The organism is Planctomycetota bacterium, assembly GCA_016872555.1.
Taxonomy (GTDB): Bacteria; Planctomycetota; Planctomycetia; order Pirellulales; family UBA1268; genus F1-20-MAGs016.
Map to the genome: position 1 here is coordinate 1 of VGZO01000065.1, position 16,656 is coordinate 16,656.

The following is a 16,656-nucleotide window of genomic DNA, read 5'->3' on the forward strand; positions in this document are numbered from 1 at the left end:
GGATAGGAAGCTCTTCGGCACCTCCACGGTCGGGCCGCATACGGCCCAGCCAGCTCCGGCGGTTGCTCCTCATAATCCGCCCCGCCAGGCCGACGCTTGCCGAAGTGCCATTGGCCGACCGATCCTTAGGTCGATGCGCTGCCGCATCGCGCCGGCGTCACTCCCCCTGGCATCGGCGACGATGATGCGCGTGCCGCCAACCGCTTCGGCGCGGGCGAGCAGGTCGTCGGCGGAGAGTGCCGCCCCCGCCGCGGCCGGCTTCGCCTTCTTGAGTTCACGGAGCTCCTTGACGACGGCGGCCAGGCGGTGCGGCAGTTCGCCGACGGGCACCTTGAGGGCGCCGGCGGCCTCGGCGAGCGTGTGCTCGGGAGGACGAGCCGTTGACCGGGCTATCCTTGGCATCTCCCATCCGATGTGATTTCAAGGGCGATCGTTCCCGGGGCTGCCCTGCGGCCGCGCGTTCGCCGAGACCGGGCATTGGCTCTACACCGACGTGCTTACCCGCTCGCGAAGCAGTTCGCCGGCCGCATGCCGGCGCTTCGGATGACCAACACGGCGCAATCCAGACTCAAGTTCTTCGTCCGAGTGCCACCCACGCCCGCGGGCTCGATGCCTATCCCTACAACCAGTTCGACAACTTCGGCGTTCCCCGCTGGGGCTCGAGCCGCTACTACAGCCTCGCGATGCCGCAGCTCTACGGCGAGATCGCCCGTGGTGATTTCTCGGTGCTCGTCGGCCACTTCTATTCGCCGCTCGGCTACGAGACCGTACCGGCGGTCGGCAACTTCTTTTACACGCACTCCAACACGTTCATGTATGGCACACCGAACACGCACACGGGCGTCCTCGTCTACTGGCAGCCCAACGACGGCGTGCGGATCGGGAGCGGCGTGACCAACGGCTGGGACAACTTCTCCGACGGCGTGCCCACAGTAGCCAACCCCGACTATCCCGGCGCGACGAACAATCTTGCCTACCTCGGCAGCCTCACGCTCGCCTCGGAGGGTGGCGGCCAGTTGCTCACGGTGGCGATCTCCACCGGCAACGAATACACGCCGGTGATCGATCCCGCCGGAAATCCGCAGGGCGTGCTCGTGGGCAATCGCTCGATGATCACGGCATATTGGCAGAACGAACTTACCGAGCGGCTGACGTCGGTCACGGAAGGCTCCGCGGCCTGGCAGTTCAACGCCGACACCGGGCTCCAAAACCGCGGCCAGTCCGCCGGGCTCGCCCAGTGGTATGGCATCTCGCAGTACTTCTACCGCGGCCTCACAGACACGCTCTCCGCCGGCCTGCGGCTCGAGTGGTATCGCGATAACAACGGCTTCCGCACCGCCTATCCCGCCCGCAACGGGGCTACGAACACGACACCCGTCGCCACCGGGTTTGCCGGCAACCTGTGGGGGGCGACGGTCGGCTGCAACTGGGCGCCGACGGCCAACTGGATCATCCGTCCAGAGCTGCGCTACGACTGGTACACGCCTTCGGCCTATGGCACCGGCGCCCTCCCCTTCGGCCCCATCACCACGCGCCCCGGCGGCCTCGTGACGGGCGACGCATACGGCCAGTGGTATCTCGGCTGCGATGCGATCTTTCAGTTGTAGCCGGTGCGCGGCGTCGCGAGCGCAACTCGTAGATTGCCTTTTCGGTTTTCTCGACGTTGGCCTTCGCAGCGGCATCAAGTTGTTGAGGGTGCGTCTATTCGCGGGTCTGGCGGGCGTATCTGGACGTCATCCGGGAGGCGGCGTGACGGAGAGTCCCTTGAAGGCCAAAACTGTTAGGCAAAGTGTTAGGCGCAGGCGTTTCGGCGCAAAAATCCCGCGCCAAGCCACACGCGCCGTTCCCGGGGAATTTGCACAATCGCGATACGAGCGCGACTTGACTGCTGGTTCTAGTGGCACTCAAAATCCGTTGCCCGCAATGGCGTGTGGGTTCAAGTCCCACCTCCGGCAGTCGTGGACGCGGGCGACCGCACCACGCCCTCGCGCGAAGTCACCACCGATGGAAAGTCTTCCGTTCTCGCTGCGTGTCGGTGGCGGGCTCGTCGATGTGCACGGCATGGCCCGCAACGAGGGGCCGGACCTCGTCCTCGAGTTCCAGACCGCCGACGGTCTGGTGGGCATTTTGCGGTCCGCCGTGAAAACGATCACGATCCCCGTTGGCGCGCTGGCCGCGATCGAGTACCGGCAGTCGTTGTTCTCGACGAAGGTCGTCGGCCGTGTCCGCCACCTACGGCTGGTGCAAGATCTGCCCGGAAGCCGCCAGGGACAGTTCGAGCTGCTCATCGATCGACGGTACAGGACCAGTGCCAGACGGTTCGTCGCCGACCTGGAAGTCCGCCGCGCCGAGGAGGAATTGCGCCGTGTCGGGCGCGGCGACATCAGTCCGCCATGAGTGGTTCGCCAGCGCCCCGCGTGCACAGCGCGGCCATCGCCTCCAGGGCGATCGTCGCGTTGATGAACGCCACGTGGCCGTCGGCAAACAGCACGTCGACGCCGCCGGGGTGGAACGACGAAGGCTCGTTGTCGTTCCGCGCGTTGACGGCCACCGTGCAGCCGTTTGCCCGGCCACAGCCTTCGCGCGAACCATCGCTGCTCGTACCGTCGAGGCTGAACGCGCCGTCGCTGTCGGCCCAGCCGATTCCCTGGTCGTTGGCCAGATCCCCCCGCAGGCGCCCCTGGCGATAGACGCTCGGCCGCCCCGCCGCTTCGACGATCATGATCGTCCGTGACGTGCCGTCGGTGATCCACGCCTGGCGAGTCGTCGAGTCGCGGTGCATGACGGCGAACCGAGCGCCCGTCGAGTACCTGGCCGGGTCGATGGCCGTCGGGTGCACCCCCTGGATCGCTTCGTAGTCAACGCCTGCCAGCGGCAGCGTGAATGTCAGCGCCGGCCGCGGAGCCTTGGCGATCGCGCGGAGCACCGGCTCCAGCGGGGGCGTGCTCGGGCAGACGTAGATCGGGACCGGAATCGAGGCGACTGCGAGGTTCGTCCCCTGCCACCAGTGCTGCCGGGTGTCGTAGAGCGACCGCACGTCGACCTGCTCGAGATAGGGCAGGATTGCCGTCCGCCAGCCCAGCGCCGTACCGTCGGGATTTCCGGGACCCGGGCGCGTCCACCCCGATGCCGGAAACACGCGCCACGCCGCCTCGAAGCCGAGGACGCCGAGCCCGATCTGGCGCTGGTGCGACCGGCATTGCACGCGGCGGGACGCCTCGCGGGCCGCCGACACGGCCGGCAGCAGCATCCCGGCGAGCATACCGACGATCGCGACGACGACGAGCACCTCCACGAGCGTGAAGCCCGCGGGCGCAGCGTCGTGCGCCAGACCGGGCCGGGAAGACCGCGAAACCGGTTCGTCAGACCCGGACCACCCATACGCGGCTGGCCCCCCGCGACGGTGGAACCGGCACAACGCCGGCCGGGGGAGGAAGAGCATCGGCACGGAATGACCCCCTCGTTTGAAACGCGGCAGTAGCGAGGATAGACATCGCTGGAGGGAACCGATTGTGGTTGGCGATTCCCGACCCGCAAACCGGCACCAGGAGGGGGACCCGCCCCGACGCATGACCGCGCACCGACTTCTCCTGAATGATCGCACCTGGGTCCTGGCCGCTCTCCTGGCAGGCGTGTCCCTCGTGTTGCCCACGGTGGCAGCATCGCGTGGCCAGGAAGCGTTTCCCACGGCCCCCGACGTACCGGCCGTTGCACGGCCTGAAGCCGACACGCCTCCCACCGCTCCCGTGCCGCCAGACAAGCCCGTTGATCTGCCGGCGGCGAAGCCCGCAGAGCCTGCCGCAGACAAGCCTGCGGAGGCTCCTGCGGAGAAGCCCGTCGCGGCGCCGGCCGACGCGCCGACTGTCGCAACGCAGCCTCCTGCTGCCACGCCCGGATCACCCGACCCCGGACCGCGACTCGACGCGATCGAGAAGCAGCTCGGCGAGATCACGAAGCTCCTCCAGGGGCTGCGGCCTGCCGCCCCCTCCGTGGGCGAAGGCAAGCCGACCGCCGAACCGGCGACGCCCGCGGCCGAACCGGCCAAGCCGGCCGGATGGTCGGGCGTGATCTCGCCCGAGTGGTTGGCCGGCATCCGGTGGCGGAGCATCGGTCCGGCGAACATGAGCGGCCGGATCGTCGATCTCGCCGTCAACGAGGCCGATCCAAACACGTTCTGGGCGGCGACGGCTTCGGGCGGCCTGATCAAGACGACCAACGCCGGGGTGTCGTTCAGTCATCAATTCGACCGCGAGGCGACCGTCTCGATCGGCGCCGTCGCGGTCGCACGGGGCAACCCCGACATCGTCTGGGTCGGCACCGGCGAGAACAACCCGCGCAATTCGGTCAGCTACGGCGACGGCGTCTACAAATCGACCGACGGCGGCAAGACCTGGAAGAACATGGGCCTGAAGGGGACGTACCAGATCGGCGAGATCGTCATCCATCCCACGAACCCCGACACCGTCTACGTCGGCGCCCTCGGCCGCCTCTACGGCGACAACGGCGAGCGCGGCGTCTTCAAGACCACCGACGGCGGCGCGACCTGGGAGCGCTGCTTCTTCGTCGACGAGCGCACCGGCGTGATCGACATGCAGATGCACCCGACCGATCCCGAGACGCTGATCGTGGCGGCCTGGGAGCGCCTCCGCGACGGGTTCGACAGCTGGCCGGGGAGCGACGTGCCGCTCCGCGAGGGCTACGGCGGCTACGACCCGATCCGCAAGTGGGGCCCCGGCAGCGGTCTCCACAAGACCACCGACGGCGGCAAGACGTGGCGCAAGCTCACCAAGGGGCTGCCGACGAGCGCCCTGGGAAGGATCGGCATCGACTGGTACCGCAAGGATCCCAACGTCGTGTTCGCCGTCGTCGATTGCGAGGCGATCGGCAAGGGACCGGCGCCGTTGCCGGTGGCATGGGGCGCGGTCGGCGAGAACCGCGACGGCAAGGCGCTGGTCACGCAGGTCTATCCGAAGAGCCCCGCGGCCCGCGCCGGGCTGCTGCCGGGCGACGTCGTCGAAGCGCTCGGCGACACGCCGGTCACCGACTTCGACCAGATTCTCGACGTGCTGCGGACGAAGAAGCCGGGGGACACGTTCGCCGCCTCGATCGCGCGCGGGGCCGAAAAACGGTCGTTCGAATTCACCCTCGCGCCTCGTCCCGGGTCCGGGGGGCGGAGCAACGTCTGGCTGGGGGCGGGCGGCGAGGAGGGGGACGAGGGGCTGAAGGTCGGCCAGATCGCCCCCGACAGCCCCGCCGCGAAGGCCGGGCTCCAGGCCGACGACCTGATCGTCGAGTTCGACGGAACCAAAGCCGAGTCGTGGGAGGAAGTCGCCGAAGCGGTGGGCGGTCGCAACGCCGGCGAGAGGGTCAAGGTGAAGCTCGTCCGCGCCGGTGAAACCCGGCAGATCGACGTCGTCCTCGCCGAGAGGAGCGGCGGGCGCGGACGCGAGACGCCCCAGGAATCGCGCACCTACGTCGGCATCACCGGGCAGAACGCCGCCGGCGGCGGGGCGAAGATCACCGCGGTCACCGAAAACGGACCGGCCGCCAAGGCCGGCGTCCTCAAGGACGACGTCGTCAGGAAGGTCCAGGGCAAGCCGGCCGCCGACTACCGCGCCATGATCGCCGCGCTCCGCGAGTTGAAGGCCGGCGACACGGTGCGCTTGGAGATCGCCCGTGCCACCGAAGTCAAGGAGATCGACGTCGTCGTCGAAAACCGTCCCGAGCCGCCGCGCCCCTACACCGCCTCGCTCGGCGGCCAGGCGGCCAACGTCCAGGACCAGCAGGGGGCCAAGGGATTCGAGTACGGCGGGATCTACAAATCGACCGACGGTGGCGAGAGCTGGTCGCGGATCAACAGCGTCCACTCGCGCCCGATGTACTTCAGCGTGATCCGCGTCGATCCCTCCGACGACAAGCGGCTGTACCTGCTCGGCGTCGCGCAGTACGCGTCGAGCGACGGCGGGCTGTCGTTCCAGCCGCGCCTCGGCCGCGGCGTCCACGCCGACGGCCACGCCCTGTGGATCGACCCCCGCGACGGCCGCCACATGGTCATCGGGGTCGACGGCGGCGTGTACGTCACGTTCGACCGCGGCGCCCGCTGGGATCACCTCAACACGCTGGCGCTCGGCCAGTTTTATCACGTCGCCATCGCCCCCACGCATCCCTACGCGGTCTACGGCGGCCTCCAGGACAACGGCACCTGGGGGGGCCCGGCCTTGTCGCTGGCGGGCAGTGGTCTGGTCAACGAAGACTGGCTCTCGGTCGGCGGGGGCGACGGCTTCCGCTGCCAGGTCGATCCGACCGACCCGGAGCTCGTCTACTGGACGAGCCAGGACGGCAACATGGGCCGCCGCCACATGAAGACCGGCGAGCGGGCCTCGATCCGCGCCCAGGCGCCCGAGGGGGAGCCGGCCTACCGCTTCAATTGGAACACGCCGTTCATCCTCTCCGCGGCCAATTCGCGGATCTTCTACGCCGCCGGCAACTACGTCTTCCGTTCGCTCGACCGCGGCGCGCGGCTCGAGAAGATCTCGCCGGAGATCACGCTCACCAAGCGCGGATCGGCGACGGCGCTGGCCGAATCGCCGCGCGACCCGGGCGTCCTCTACGTCGGCACCGACGACGGCGCCCTGTGGGCGACGCGCGACGGCGGCCGCGAATGGACCGAGATCGGCCGCAACCTCGACCTGCCGGCGCCGCGCTGGGTGGCGACGATCGAGGCCTCGCGGTTCGCCGACGGCCGCGTCTACGTCTGCCTCGACGGCCACCGCTCCGACGACGACGACCCCTACGTGATGGTGTCGGAGGACTACGGCAAGAGCTGGAAGTCGCTCCGCGGAAACCTCCCCCGGGGATCGACGCGCTGCCTCCGCGAGAGCCCGTTCAACGAGAAGGTGCTCCTGGTCGGGACCGAGTTCGCCCTGTTCGCCTCCGCCGACCGCGGCGGCCACTGGAACACGCTCAACACCAACCTGCCGACGGTCGCGGTGCACGAGGTGGCGTTCCATCCCACCAACGGCGACGTCGTCGTGGCGACGCATGGCCGCAGCCTGTGGATCGCCGACATCGGGCCGCTCCACCAATTCGCCGCCGGTCACCTCTCCGAGTCGCCGGTGCTCTACAAACCGGCGACGGCGATCCGCTGGCAGCGCACGCCATCGCGCGGCACGACAAACCGGCGCTTCGTCGGCGAGAATCCCCCCGCCGGCGCGAGCCTGTTCTACGCGCTGCCGGCCAAGGCCCAGGAGGTGAACCTCGAGATCAAGGACGCCGGCGGCGCCACGCTCCGCGAGCTGCGCGGCAGTCCCGACGCCGGCCTCCACCGGGTGACGTGGGATCTGTTCATCGCGCCGCCCGGCCGGGGAGGCGAGCGCGGTACCGGAGACCGGCCTGCAGCGGAGCGTGGGCCGGGTGGTCGCGGTGGCCGCGGCGAACGACCCGGCGAGCCCGGGCCTGCCGGCCAGCCGCCCACTCGCCCCGACCCGGCCACGCGATCCGAGACGACCGGCGCCAGCCCGGCAGCCGAAGCGCCGGCGAGCAGCGCCGGGGAGAGCGGCGCCGCCGAGCCGGAGGCTGCCGGAGAGGCCGCCGGCCGCGAAGGGGGCGAGCGCCGTCCGCGCGGGGGCCGCGGTCCCGGCGATGGGGGGAGCGGACGGGTGCGCGTCGCGCCGTCGGGCACCTACCGGGTGGTGCTCACCGTCGACGGCAAGGAATACGCCCACGAGCTGCGCCTCGTCTCCGATCCCAACCTGCCGATCGTCACCGATCTGGCCGGCGCCGAGGAGGCGTATGACGTCTGGACGGGCGACGACGAACCCGCCGACTCCGAGGAGGAGGAAGAACAGGAAGAGGAAGAGGAGCGGGCCCGCGCGGCCGCCGCGCTGGGCGGTGCCGACGGCTGACGGGCTCTTCCCGACCGCGCCCCGCGGTCAGGGGGCCAGCGCGTCGCGGAGGACCGCCATCGTGTGCCGAGCCGGGATCGCGGCACCGAGGCGGTCGAGGTGGAGGCGGAGCTGCGTCAGGCAGCCGATGTTGCCACTGGCGACCACGTCCGGCGCCGCGGCGACGATCGCCCGGGCCTTGGCTTCGCCGAGTGAGGCCGCGATCTCGGGCTGGTCGAGGTTGTAGGTCCCGGCGCTGCCGCAGCACAGATGCGGGTCGGCCAGTTCGACCAGCTCGATGCCGGGAACGGCCCGCAACAGCGCTCGCGGCGCGGCTGCGACCCCTTGGGCGTGGGCCAGATGGCAGGCGTCTTGGTAGACCACGCGGAGGGGCGTCTGGCGAAACGGCGTGCGAACGCCGAGCCGGGTGAGGAAGGCGCTGGCATCTTCGACCCGTTCACGAAACGCCCGGGCACGCGCCTCGTCGGCGGTGCCGCGGAGGACGAGCGGGTATTCGTGGAGCGCCGAGCCGCAGCCGGCGGCGTTGGTCACGATCGCGTCGACGTCGGTGGGAAAGGCGTCGAGCGTGCGGCGGGCACTGGCCCGAGCGGCCGTCAGGTCGCCGGTGTGCCAGGCGAGCGCCCCGCAGCACCCCTGGCCGCGCGGCACGACCACCTCGACCCCGTTGCGCGTGAGAACATCGATCGTCGCGGTGTTGATGTCGGGATCGAGCACCTGCTGCACGCAGCCCGCGAGCAGCGCGACGCGCGCCCGCCGCAGCCCGACCGCCGGATTGACCTCCGCCAGGTGCCGGGCGGCCGGCAGCGTCGCGGGGAGCAGGTCGAGCATCGGCCGCAGCGCGCGCGGCGACAGCCTCCGCACGATCCCCCACCGGCCGATCCGCGCGGCGAGGCGGAAGCGCGCGGGATGGGGCACGGTGAGCGCGGTGAGGAAGCGCCGCAGGCGCTCGCCGAACGGGCGCCGCACCTCGCGTGCCGCCAGCGCCCGAAACGGGCTGATCAGATCCCGGTAGGGCACGCCACTCGGGCAGGCCGGTTCGCAGGCCAGGCAGCCGAGGCAGCGGTCGACGTGCGGCTCGGCCTCGGCGAACGGCAGCTTCCCCTCGAGGACCTCCTTCATGAGCACGATCCGGCCGCGCGGCGAATCCATCTCCTGGCCGAGCGTCTGGTAGGTCGGGCAGGCCGCGAGACAGAACCCGCAGTGAACGCAGGCCGAGACCGCGTCGGCCATCGGCTGGCCGAGGGGCCCGAGTCGTTCGGTGGGGATCGAGTGGAGCATCGTCAGGCGCCGGCAGCGGGGGAGGGCGGGGGAGGTGGGGCGGGGCGCGCCGGGGCACCGGTCCAGTCGTCGAGTGTCGGAAACCGGCCGACGGGATCCAAGGCCTCCTTGACGGCGCCCTCGATCGCAAACCGGGGCCGGTCCCCGATCCACAGCGGCGCCGATCCGCGGAGCGTGAGGCCGCGCGGCGGCGCGACGAGCGACCAGGCGACGCTGCCGCCGCCGCTGACGTGGGCGGCGCGGTGGGCGGCGATCTCGGCGGCGACGATGTCGGTGCGGAAGCCCCACGGCGTCTCGACGATCTCCCGCCACAGGCCGTCGTCCTCCTCGCGGCCGCCGATCCCGCGGGCGAGGGCGTCGAGCGCCGCGGCCGGGCCGGCGAGGCGCACAAGCATGTCGTCGTGGCCGGGGGGCAGGTTGAGCGCGTCGATCGGGTAGCGCGAGCGTGCCAGGTCGGCCAGGGCTCGCGGCGTGAACGGCAGGCGGAGCGTGAGCCGACGCTCGGGGCGCGGAAACACCTTGAACGTCACGGTGCCGATCACGGCGAACCTTCCCAGGCTGCCGACGAGGAACTTCGGCACGTCGAACCCGGCGGCATTCTTCACGACCTTGCCGCCCAGCCGCAGCCAACGCCCGGCGCCGTCGACGAACCCGACGCCGAGGATGAAATCGCGCACGCCGCCATGGCGGAAGCGCCCCGGCCCCCCGGTATCGGCGGCGACGACCCCGCCGATCGTGCTCCCCGCCTCGACGAGGAGCGGATCGAAGGGGAGATGCTGCCCGCGCCCGGCCAGCACCGCCACCAGCTCCGCCACCGGAGTGCCGGCCAGCGCCGTGATCGTGAACTCGCCGGGGTCGTACTCGGTGATCCCGGCCAGCGCCGTCGTCGTGATCGCCACGGCGTCGACGTCGGACAGACGCGGCTTGGTGCGCGCCCCGACGGCGATCACGCGCGGGGCGGAGAGGACGGCGTCGCGCAGTTCGACGAGCGTGGCGGGGGCGATCATTCGCGCGACACCACCCCGGCGCGCTCCAGCGGATGGAGGCCGACGTGGCCGAGGGCGGGAGCCTCCCCGCCGGGAAACATCTTCCCCGGATTGGCGATCCCCAGCGGGTCGAACGCGGCGCGCAACCGCTTCAGACAATCGATCTCGTCGGCGTTGAACATCGCCGGGAGGAACTCGCGCTTCTCGACGCCGACGCCGTGCTCGCCGGTGATCGAGCCCCCCATCTCGACGCACATCCGCAGGATCCGCCCGGCGAGCGCCTCGGCCTGCGAGAGCGCCCCGGCCACGCGGCCGTCGAACAGGATCAGCGGATGGAGGTTGCCGTCGCCGGCGTGAAACACGTTGGCGACCCGGAGCCCGGCTTCGTCGGCCAGCGCCGCGATCCGCCGCAGCGCCTCGCCGAGCCGCTGCCTGGGCACCACGCCGTCCTGCACGATGAAGTCGGGCGACAGCCTGCCGACCGCGCTGAACGCGCTCTTCCGCCCCTTCCAGATCGCCGCCCGCTCGGCATCGTCGCGGGCGGCGCGGACCGCGACCGGCGCGCTCGTGGCGAGGATCGCGTCGAGGCGCTCGCGCTCGATCGCGACCACCTCGCGCGGCCCCTCGATCTCGACGATCAGCACCGCCGCGCACCCCGGCGGATAGTCGGCATCGACCGCGGCCCGCGCCGCCTCGATCGCCAGGCTGTCCATCACCTCGATCGCCCCGGGGAGCAGCCCGCCGGCGATCACCGCGGCGACCGCGTCGCCGGCCCTCTCGAGCGTGGCATAGCCGGCCAGCACGGTGGCGTAGGCCTCGGGGCGGGGGAGGAGCTGGAGCGTGATCTCCAGCGCGATCCCGAACAGCCCCTCGTGGCCGGTGAACAGCCCGCACCAGTCGGGCCCGAGCCGGTCGCGGCCGGCGCCGCCGAAGCGCACGACCTCGCCGCTGGCGAGCACCGCCTCGATACCGAGCACGTGGTTGGCGGTCATGCCGTGCTTGAGGCAGTGGGCCCCGCCGGAGTTGAAGGCCACGTTGCCGCCGATCGTGCAGATGCTCTGCGACGACGGGTCGGGGGCGTAGTACAGGCCGTGGGGTGCGGCGGCGAGCGAGACTCGGGTATTGACGACCCCCGGCTCGACGACGGCGATCCGCTCGTCGGGATCGATGCGGAGGATCCGCGACAGCCGGTTGAGCGCGATCACCACGCCCCCCGCGACCGGCAGCGAGCCGCCGCACAGGCTCGTGCCGCTGCCGCGGGCCACGAACGGGATCCCCTCGGCGCGGCAGGCGCGGACCAGCGCGATGACTTCGTCTCTCGTCTCCGGCACGGCAACGGCCAGCGGCCGCGTCTCGAACGCCGTCAGCCCGTCGCTCTCGTAGGCGGCCAGCTCCGCCGGGCGCGTCAGCAGCCGCGCGGGAGGGAGCAGGGCGCCGAGCCGGCCGAGCGCGGGAGGGGAGCTCATCGCGGCACCTCGCTCCCTCTCCTGATCAGGCGCCGAGGGCCGTGGCCAGCGCCGTGAGGACCAGATCGACGTTGCGCGTCGTCGCCCCGTGCCCCATCAGGCCGATCCGCCACGCCTTGCCTGCCATCGCGCCCAAGCCGGCGCCGATCTCGATGCCGTATTCCTCGAGCAACCGGCGCCGGACCGCGGCGTCGTCGACCCCGGCGGGCACGTGGATGCAGTTGAGCGTGTGGAGCGAATGCCGCGGGACGTAGCCGATGCCGAGGCGCTCGAGGCCGGCGCGGAGGCGGGCATGCATCGCCGCATGGCGGGCGATCCGGGCGTCGAGCCCCTCCTCGAGGACGATCGCCAGCGCCTCGCGGAGGGCGTAGGTCATGTTGATCGGCGCGGTGTGGTGGTACACGCGCCCGCCGCCCCCCGACGTGTAGTACTTGCGGAGCATTGAGACGTCGAGATACCACGACTGGACGCGCGTCTTCCGGGCGTCGAGCGCCGCCAGCGCCCGGTCGCCGAAGCTCACCGGCGCCAGCCCCGGCGGGCAGCTGAGGCACTTCTGCGTCCCGGAATAGATGGCGTCGATCCCCCACTCGTCGACGCGCAGCTCGTGGCCACCGAGGCTCGTCACCGCGTCGACCACCAGCAGCGCCCCGCGGCCGTGGACGATCTCCGCCAGCCCGGGAAGGTGCTGGTGGGCCCCGGTGCTCGTCTCGGCATGGACGATGCCGACGAGCTTCGTCCGCGGATGGCGTTCGAGCGCCGCGGCGATCTGGTCGGGCGTGAACGATTCCCCCCACGGCACTTCGAGGGCGTGCACGGTGGCCCCGCAGCGCTCCATGACGTCTTTCATGCGCCCGCCAAACACGCCGTTGACGCACACGATCACCTCGTCGCCGGGCTCGACGAGGTTCACGGCGATGCACTCCATCCCCGCCATCCCGGTGCCGCTGACCGGAAACGTCAGGGCGTTGGCGGTGCCGAACACGCGCCGCAGCATCTCGCAGACCTCGTCCATGATCGCGAGGTACTGCGGGTCGAGGTGGCCGAGCGTGGGGGCCGCCAACGCCCGAAGCACGCGGGACGGCACGGGGCTCGGCCCGGGGCCGAGGAGGATCCGCTCGGCGGGGTGGCGGGTGTCCATGCGGCGGGGGTGTCCCGGGCGGAGGGGCGCGACGCCGGCAGGATAACAGGCGGCCGGCGCCAGGGCCCGCCCCCGCGGCGACCGGCCCGAAACGGCCTGGCGGCCCGGCGCCCTGCCAACCCGCGGCGAGAACACGATAATGGCCGCATGGATCCACTCTCCGGAAAACTGCTCGTCGCCGCGCCGCGGCTCGGCGACCCCAATTTCAAGCAGACCGTCGTCCTCGTCGTTCACCACGAGGCCGAGGGGGCGTTTGGCCTGGTGCTCAACCGCGTCGGCGACAAGCGCGTCAAGGATGTCTGGGCGCGGCACGTCCACGAGCCCTGTCCGGTCGATCAACTGATCATGCTCGGCGGCCCGGTCGAGGGGCCGCTGATCGCCCTCCATGGCAATGCCACGCTCGGAGAGCGCGAGATCGTGCCGGGGGTGTTTTTCACCTCCGACCGTGACCTGTTGGTGGCGGTCGTCGCCGAGGGGAAGACGCCGCTGCGGGTCTACAGCGGCTATTCCGGCTGGGGTGAAGGGCAGCTCGACGGCGAGGTGGCGGCGGGAGATTGGCTGGTCGCCACGGCGGATGGCGGGTTGATCTTCGCCGACGACGACGGGCTGTGGCGCCAGGCCAGCCGGCGCTCGGCCGACGAGCAACTCGTCAGGTCGCTCCATGTCCGCCACGTGCCGCGGGAGCCGGAGATGAACTGAGCGGGCTGGGACCTAGCGGTCGGGTTTCGTGGTTTTTGTTCCGCTCGTGATGACCGCCTCCGCTCGTGATGACCGCCTCCGCTCGTGATGACCGCCTCCGCTCGTGATGACCGCCTCCGCTCGGGCTCTGCAGAGGGGGCTTCGCCCGTCCCGTGAACGCCCGCGATCAGCGGCTCGCGACCCTACGCATACCACACCGCCCGATTTTATCGCGAAACCGCTGCATTGCTTTGTTCGGCATCAGCGATCGATGTCGTAGTAGAAGCCGTCCGCAGCTGAGCGATCCTTACCCCTTATCAGGGAACGTACCAGCTGAGGGTTGCGGAAGAGGTACCAGTCACCAAATTGGTCGAACTTCCGGCAGGATGTGGTGATGCCATCCCTCCAGAGAGTCCCGTACCGAAGACCACGTTCCTTCCCATAGCGCTTGAGCCGAATGCCAAAGTCGAGATCTTCGCCACTGAGTAGGGATTCATCAAAACCTCCCAGAGTATCGAACGTCGTTCGCTCGCACCAGAACATGCCGGCGGAAACACCCGCCCGAAGCACATGCGGCACGACAAGGGCAAGACTACAGACAATGCCGATCGAGAGTCGCTCGGGCGTAATGGCACTGCCCCCGCTTATGAACCGTCCACTGTCAAGGTGGCGGATAATGGATGAAATGGCGCCCTGGTTAGCACAACTGTCGGCGTCGATCGTGACGACGTATGGCGCGGTGGAAGCCCCGACCGCAGCGTTCCTTACCGCGGCGATGCACTTTCTGTCTTCAACCACACAGCGAGCGCCCAGCTGCTGAGCAATCTCTTGAGTACGGTCACTACAACGATTGAGTGCAACGCTGATCTCGATAGACGCAGCTGCGTAGCGGGCGGAGTCGAGCACGCTGCGGATGCATGCACCGATAAACGCTTCTTCGTTGTGGGCCGGAATGGCGACAGCAATGGCGGGTGTCATGATGCCTAACGACGGCGGTAACGGGGCCGCCGCCAAGAACCTTTGATTTCAAAACCCGCGTCATCGGCGGCTCCCGTTCACCGCTTTGTTCGGCAAATCTCCGCGTTCACCAATTGAATCATCTTCGTCGGCGCCTGTTGTCATCCGTCGCGTTCGAATCGTGCGAGTTCCGCGAGATGTTGCGTCGCCGATCGTACGGCACGCCCCGTCAGGGATTCCACGAGACGACGCGCCCAAGGGTTCAGATCGGTGCGTTCGACGTACCGTCGCGACATCGCCTGCCCGACGCCGAGGCATACGAGCCCGAACATGATGTTTGCAACCAGCCATGGCAGGCCGACTCGGGCCAGCGCATCGAAGCCGGTCAGGGCTTCGAACAGAATCAGCGCGATGGGCAACCAGGCAACGATGCCCAGGAGCAGGGTCCACTTCAAGCGCCGATACTCCGCCAGCCGGATGCGCTCGATGGTTCGGTGGAGCGTCGTGACAGGGGCCGCGTAGTCAATCGTTGCGGTCTGTCGCAACGAGTACGCGCACAGCCCCGTGACATACCCGGCGAGTACGGCCAACCCTCCCGCCACAACCAGGTACCGCGGATCGGCAAAATGGTTGGTGAGCACCGCCATCGCAGCCACGATAGTCGCGATGCCCAGCACCACCTCCAGCGTGCGTACAATCTGGAAGGGCACAAACACGGATCGCACCTTGCGCAGCAGCGTCTCTCGAAGCAGGCGCTCGTTGATCGCAAGGCTTCGTTCCAAATCGGCGCCGTGTGCGGCCCACACCTGTTTCAGGTCATCGAGTTGCATGAGGTACCTCCGTTTGGTTCGGTTGCAGGCGCCGGTCGAATGCGGCGCGCAGTTTGTTCTTGATGCGATGCAACTTCGTGCCCACGTTGGACACGGAAATCCCAAGCACTTCCGCGATGGACGCGTGGTCATGCCCGTCGAGGTAGAGCAAGACCAGTGCCTTGTCCAATTCACCCAGATCGTCGGCCCATCGCATCAACTGTTCCAGATCCGGGCTGGGGTCTGCCGATGGTGTCAAAATCGTGATCGCAGCACCTTCAAGCGACACCCGTCGGTGGCTGTGCCGGCGCTCGCGTTGATAGAAGGAAACGGCCACGTTGATCGCGATGCGGTAGATCCATGTCGTTTCTTTGAACCGATCGTCATAGCGGTCGCGAGATTGCCATAACTGCATCGCGATCTCCTGGATCACGTCCTCGCGGTCCGTCGCGTTGCGGCAGTAGGCGTAGGCGACCTTGTGGATCAGTCCGGCGTGCCGTAGCAACAGATTGGTGAATTGTTCAATGTCCATCGACATATGATTCGCAGCCCCCCTGCCGCGAATCACAAGCCCAAGTGCAATTTCGTTTGCGGCTTCATCTGATGCACTCCGCCCGGCGCCCCGTCTGTGGCAAAAATTGAGAAGTGAACGATTCCGTTTGAATCGGCGAACTTGGCCGTAGATCGTCCAAATGGCCTGGGAGCCGAACTCGTATTTCTACAGACCGTGTATTCTGCCGGTGGCGCCTGTTAGCATGCCTGCGGATCTCTTCCTGGCTTGACGCAAGGCACGACGACCACTGGATTTTCGTCGATCGTGGCAGAGGTATCGCGGGGTGTTCACAGGCGCCGCGAGCAGTGTATCCGGCCCCCACTGTGGAGTGAAGCATCTTGGTCGCCCCGTGCGGCCGCAACGTCACCACCCGAGGCCCTCTTCCGCCGAACAAGGATCTGGATCAGGGAACGCCCCGCAGTCGTGGTCGCGCGGGAGTCGCTGGGGAGAGTCTCGAAGCGCGCGTTCGTCGGGGACCTGTTCCCACTGAACAGCCGAGAGCTCGGCGCCGCCTTCGCCCTCTCGACGTACCTGCGATTCGGCACACTGCCCTCGGTGTGCTCGTTCACCGCCGAGAGCGACCGTTCGAGCTACCTCCGGGCCTATGCCCTACGATCGGGTGGCTCGCGGAGCTCGGGCCGTGAGCGGAGAAGGGTCGATTCGCCGGGTGAACCGCCATATCATCCGCGCTACGGTCACCGGGGCATGGGCCGATGAACTGACACGGATGGGGCGAGCGAATCGGTTCGCCAACGGGTAGCTTGACCGGGGGATGGTTCGTCTGGCGAACGGTCGCGCCGGCGCCCCTGCGGCGTGTGAGACGCGTGACACGGGGAGGATCAAGAGATGCGCGAGCGACGGACGGGGCAGGGGAGGGTGGTCGGGAT

General features: G+C 69.4%; 12 protein-coding genes and 1 pseudogene. 4 read left to right on the top strand and 9 right to left on the bottom strand.

Going from position 1 to position 16,656, the window contains the following annotated elements; translation table 11 throughout:
* Positions 1–69 precede the first annotated feature (69 nt).
* Positions 70–330, bottom strand: a complete 261-nt coding sequence (locus FJ309_15510; protein MBM3955991.1) for a hypothetical protein — start codon at positions 328–330, stop codon at positions 70–72.
* 50 nt (positions 331–380) lie between these two features.
* Here FJ309_15510 and FJ309_15515 point away from each other — a divergent pair, with 50 nt between their 5' ends.
* Together FJ309_15515 and FJ309_15520 are read left to right on the top strand one after the other, a co-directional pair.
* A complete protein-coding gene (locus FJ309_15515; GenBank protein MBM3955992.1) occupies positions 381–1,607 on the top strand; it encodes a hypothetical protein in 1,227 nt (408 codons plus the stop codon).
* Between the two features lie 397 nt (positions 1,608–2,004).
* Positions 2,005–2,397 carry a hypothetical protein gene (locus FJ309_15520; protein MBM3955993.1) on the top strand — a complete coding sequence of 131 codons (393 nt, stop codon included), beginning with the start codon at positions 2,005–2,007 and terminating at the stop codon, positions 2,395–2,397.
* On the opposite strand, the gene FJ309_15525 is transcribed toward FJ309_15520, so the two are convergent.
* Positions 2,384–3,571, bottom strand: a complete 1,188-nt coding sequence (locus FJ309_15525) for a DUF1559 domain-containing protein (GenBank protein ID MBM3955994.1) — start codon at positions 3,569–3,571, stop codon at positions 2,384–2,386. The two genes, FJ309_15520 and FJ309_15525, sit on opposite strands and share 14 nt — an antisense overlap.
* A gap of 82 nt (positions 3,572–3,653) precedes the next feature.
* Here FJ309_15525 and FJ309_15530 point away from each other — a divergent pair, with 82 nt between their 5' ends.
* Positions 3,654–7,904, top strand: a complete 4,251-nt coding sequence (locus FJ309_15530; GenBank protein MBM3955995.1) for a PDZ domain-containing protein — start codon at positions 3,654–3,656, stop codon at positions 7,902–7,904.
* Positions 7,905–7,931: 27 nt separating this feature from the next.
* On the opposite strand, the gene glcF is transcribed toward FJ309_15530, so the two are convergent.
* From glcF to FJ309_15550, 4 genes and pseudogenes are all read right to left on the bottom strand, one after another.
* A complete protein-coding gene (gene glcF, locus FJ309_15535) occupies positions 7,932–9,182 on the bottom strand; it encodes a glycolate oxidase subunit GlcF (protein MBM3955996.1) in 1,251 nt (416 codons plus the stop codon).
* Between the two features lie 500 nt (positions 9,183–9,682).
* Positions 9,683–10,189, bottom strand: a pseudogene (locus tag FJ309_15540) (FAD-binding protein).
* Entirely contained in the window at positions 10,186–11,634 is a 1,449-nt protein-coding gene (locus FJ309_15545) for an FAD-binding protein (protein MBM3955997.1), read from the bottom strand. Before FJ309_15545 ends, FJ309_15540 begins: the two are co-directional and overlap by 4 nt.
* A 25-nt stretch (positions 11,635–11,659) precedes the next feature.
* Positions 11,660–12,772, bottom strand: a complete 1,113-nt coding sequence (locus tag FJ309_15550; protein ID MBM3955998.1) for an alanine--glyoxylate aminotransferase family protein — start codon at positions 12,770–12,772, stop codon at positions 11,660–11,662.
* 147 nt (positions 12,773–12,919) lie between these two features.
* Here FJ309_15550 and FJ309_15555 point away from each other — a divergent pair, with 147 nt between their 5' ends.
* The gene (locus FJ309_15555; GenBank protein ID MBM3955999.1) at positions 12,920–13,471 is read left to right on the top strand and encodes a YqgE/AlgH family protein; all 552 of its coding nucleotides are present in this window, start codon (positions 12,920–12,922) and stop codon (positions 13,469–13,471) included.
* A gap of 240 nt (positions 13,472–13,711) precedes the next feature.
* Here the strand turns inward: FJ309_15555 and FJ309_15560 are convergent, their stop codons facing one another.
* From FJ309_15560 to FJ309_15570, 3 genes are all read right to left on the bottom strand, one after another.
* On the bottom strand, positions 13,712–14,428 hold the full coding sequence (locus FJ309_15560) for a glycosyltransferase (protein ID MBM3956000.1): 717 nt from the start codon (positions 14,426–14,428) through the stop codon (positions 13,712–13,714).
* A 140-nt stretch (positions 14,429–14,568) separates the two neighbouring features.
* On the bottom strand, positions 14,569–15,237 hold the full coding sequence (locus FJ309_15565) for a hypothetical protein (protein MBM3956001.1): 669 nt from the start codon (positions 15,235–15,237) through the stop codon (positions 14,569–14,571).
* A complete protein-coding gene (locus FJ309_15570; GenBank protein ID MBM3956002.1) occupies positions 15,224–15,754 on the bottom strand; it encodes an RNA polymerase sigma factor in 531 nt (176 codons plus the stop codon). Before FJ309_15570 ends, FJ309_15565 begins: the two co-directional genes overlap by 14 nt.
* Positions 15,755–16,656: the final 902 nt, after the last annotated feature.

What these genes read in the sequence shown, in the direction of transcription:
- FJ309_15520 (MBM3955993.1), top strand. Translation starts at nt 2,005, where the DNA reads ATGGAAAGTCTTCCGTTCTCGCTGCGTGTCGGTGGCGGGCTCGTCGAT.
- FJ309_15525 (MBM3955994.1), bottom strand. Translation starts at nt 3,571, where the DNA reads ATGCGTCGGGGCGGGTCCCCCTCCTGGTGCCGGTTTGCGGGTCGGGAA.
- glcF (MBM3955996.1), bottom strand. Translation starts at nt 9,182, where the DNA reads ATGCTCCACTCGATCCCCACCGAACGACTCGGGCCCCTCGGCCAGCCG.
- FJ309_15545 (MBM3955997.1), bottom strand. Translation starts at nt 11,634, where the DNA reads ATGAGCTCCCCTCCCGCGCTCGGCCGGCTCGGCGCCCTGCTCCCTCCC.
- FJ309_15550 (MBM3955998.1), bottom strand. Translation starts at nt 12,772, where the DNA reads ATGGACACCCGCCACCCCGCCGAGCGGATCCTCCTCGGCCCCGGGCCG.
- FJ309_15555 (MBM3955999.1), top strand. Translation starts at nt 12,920, where the DNA reads ATGGATCCACTCTCCGGAAAACTGCTCGTCGCCGCGCCGCGGCTCGGC.
- FJ309_15560 (MBM3956000.1), bottom strand. Translation starts at nt 14,428, where the DNA reads ATGACACCCGCCATTGCTGTCGCCATTCCGGCCCACAACGAAGAAGCG.
- FJ309_15565 (MBM3956001.1), bottom strand. Translation starts at nt 15,237, where the DNA reads ATGCAACTCGATGACCTGAAACAGGTGTGGGCCGCACACGGCGCCGAT.
- FJ309_15570 (MBM3956002.1), bottom strand. Translation starts at nt 15,754, where the DNA reads ATGTCGATGGACATTGAACAATTCACCAATCTGTTGCTACGGCACGCC.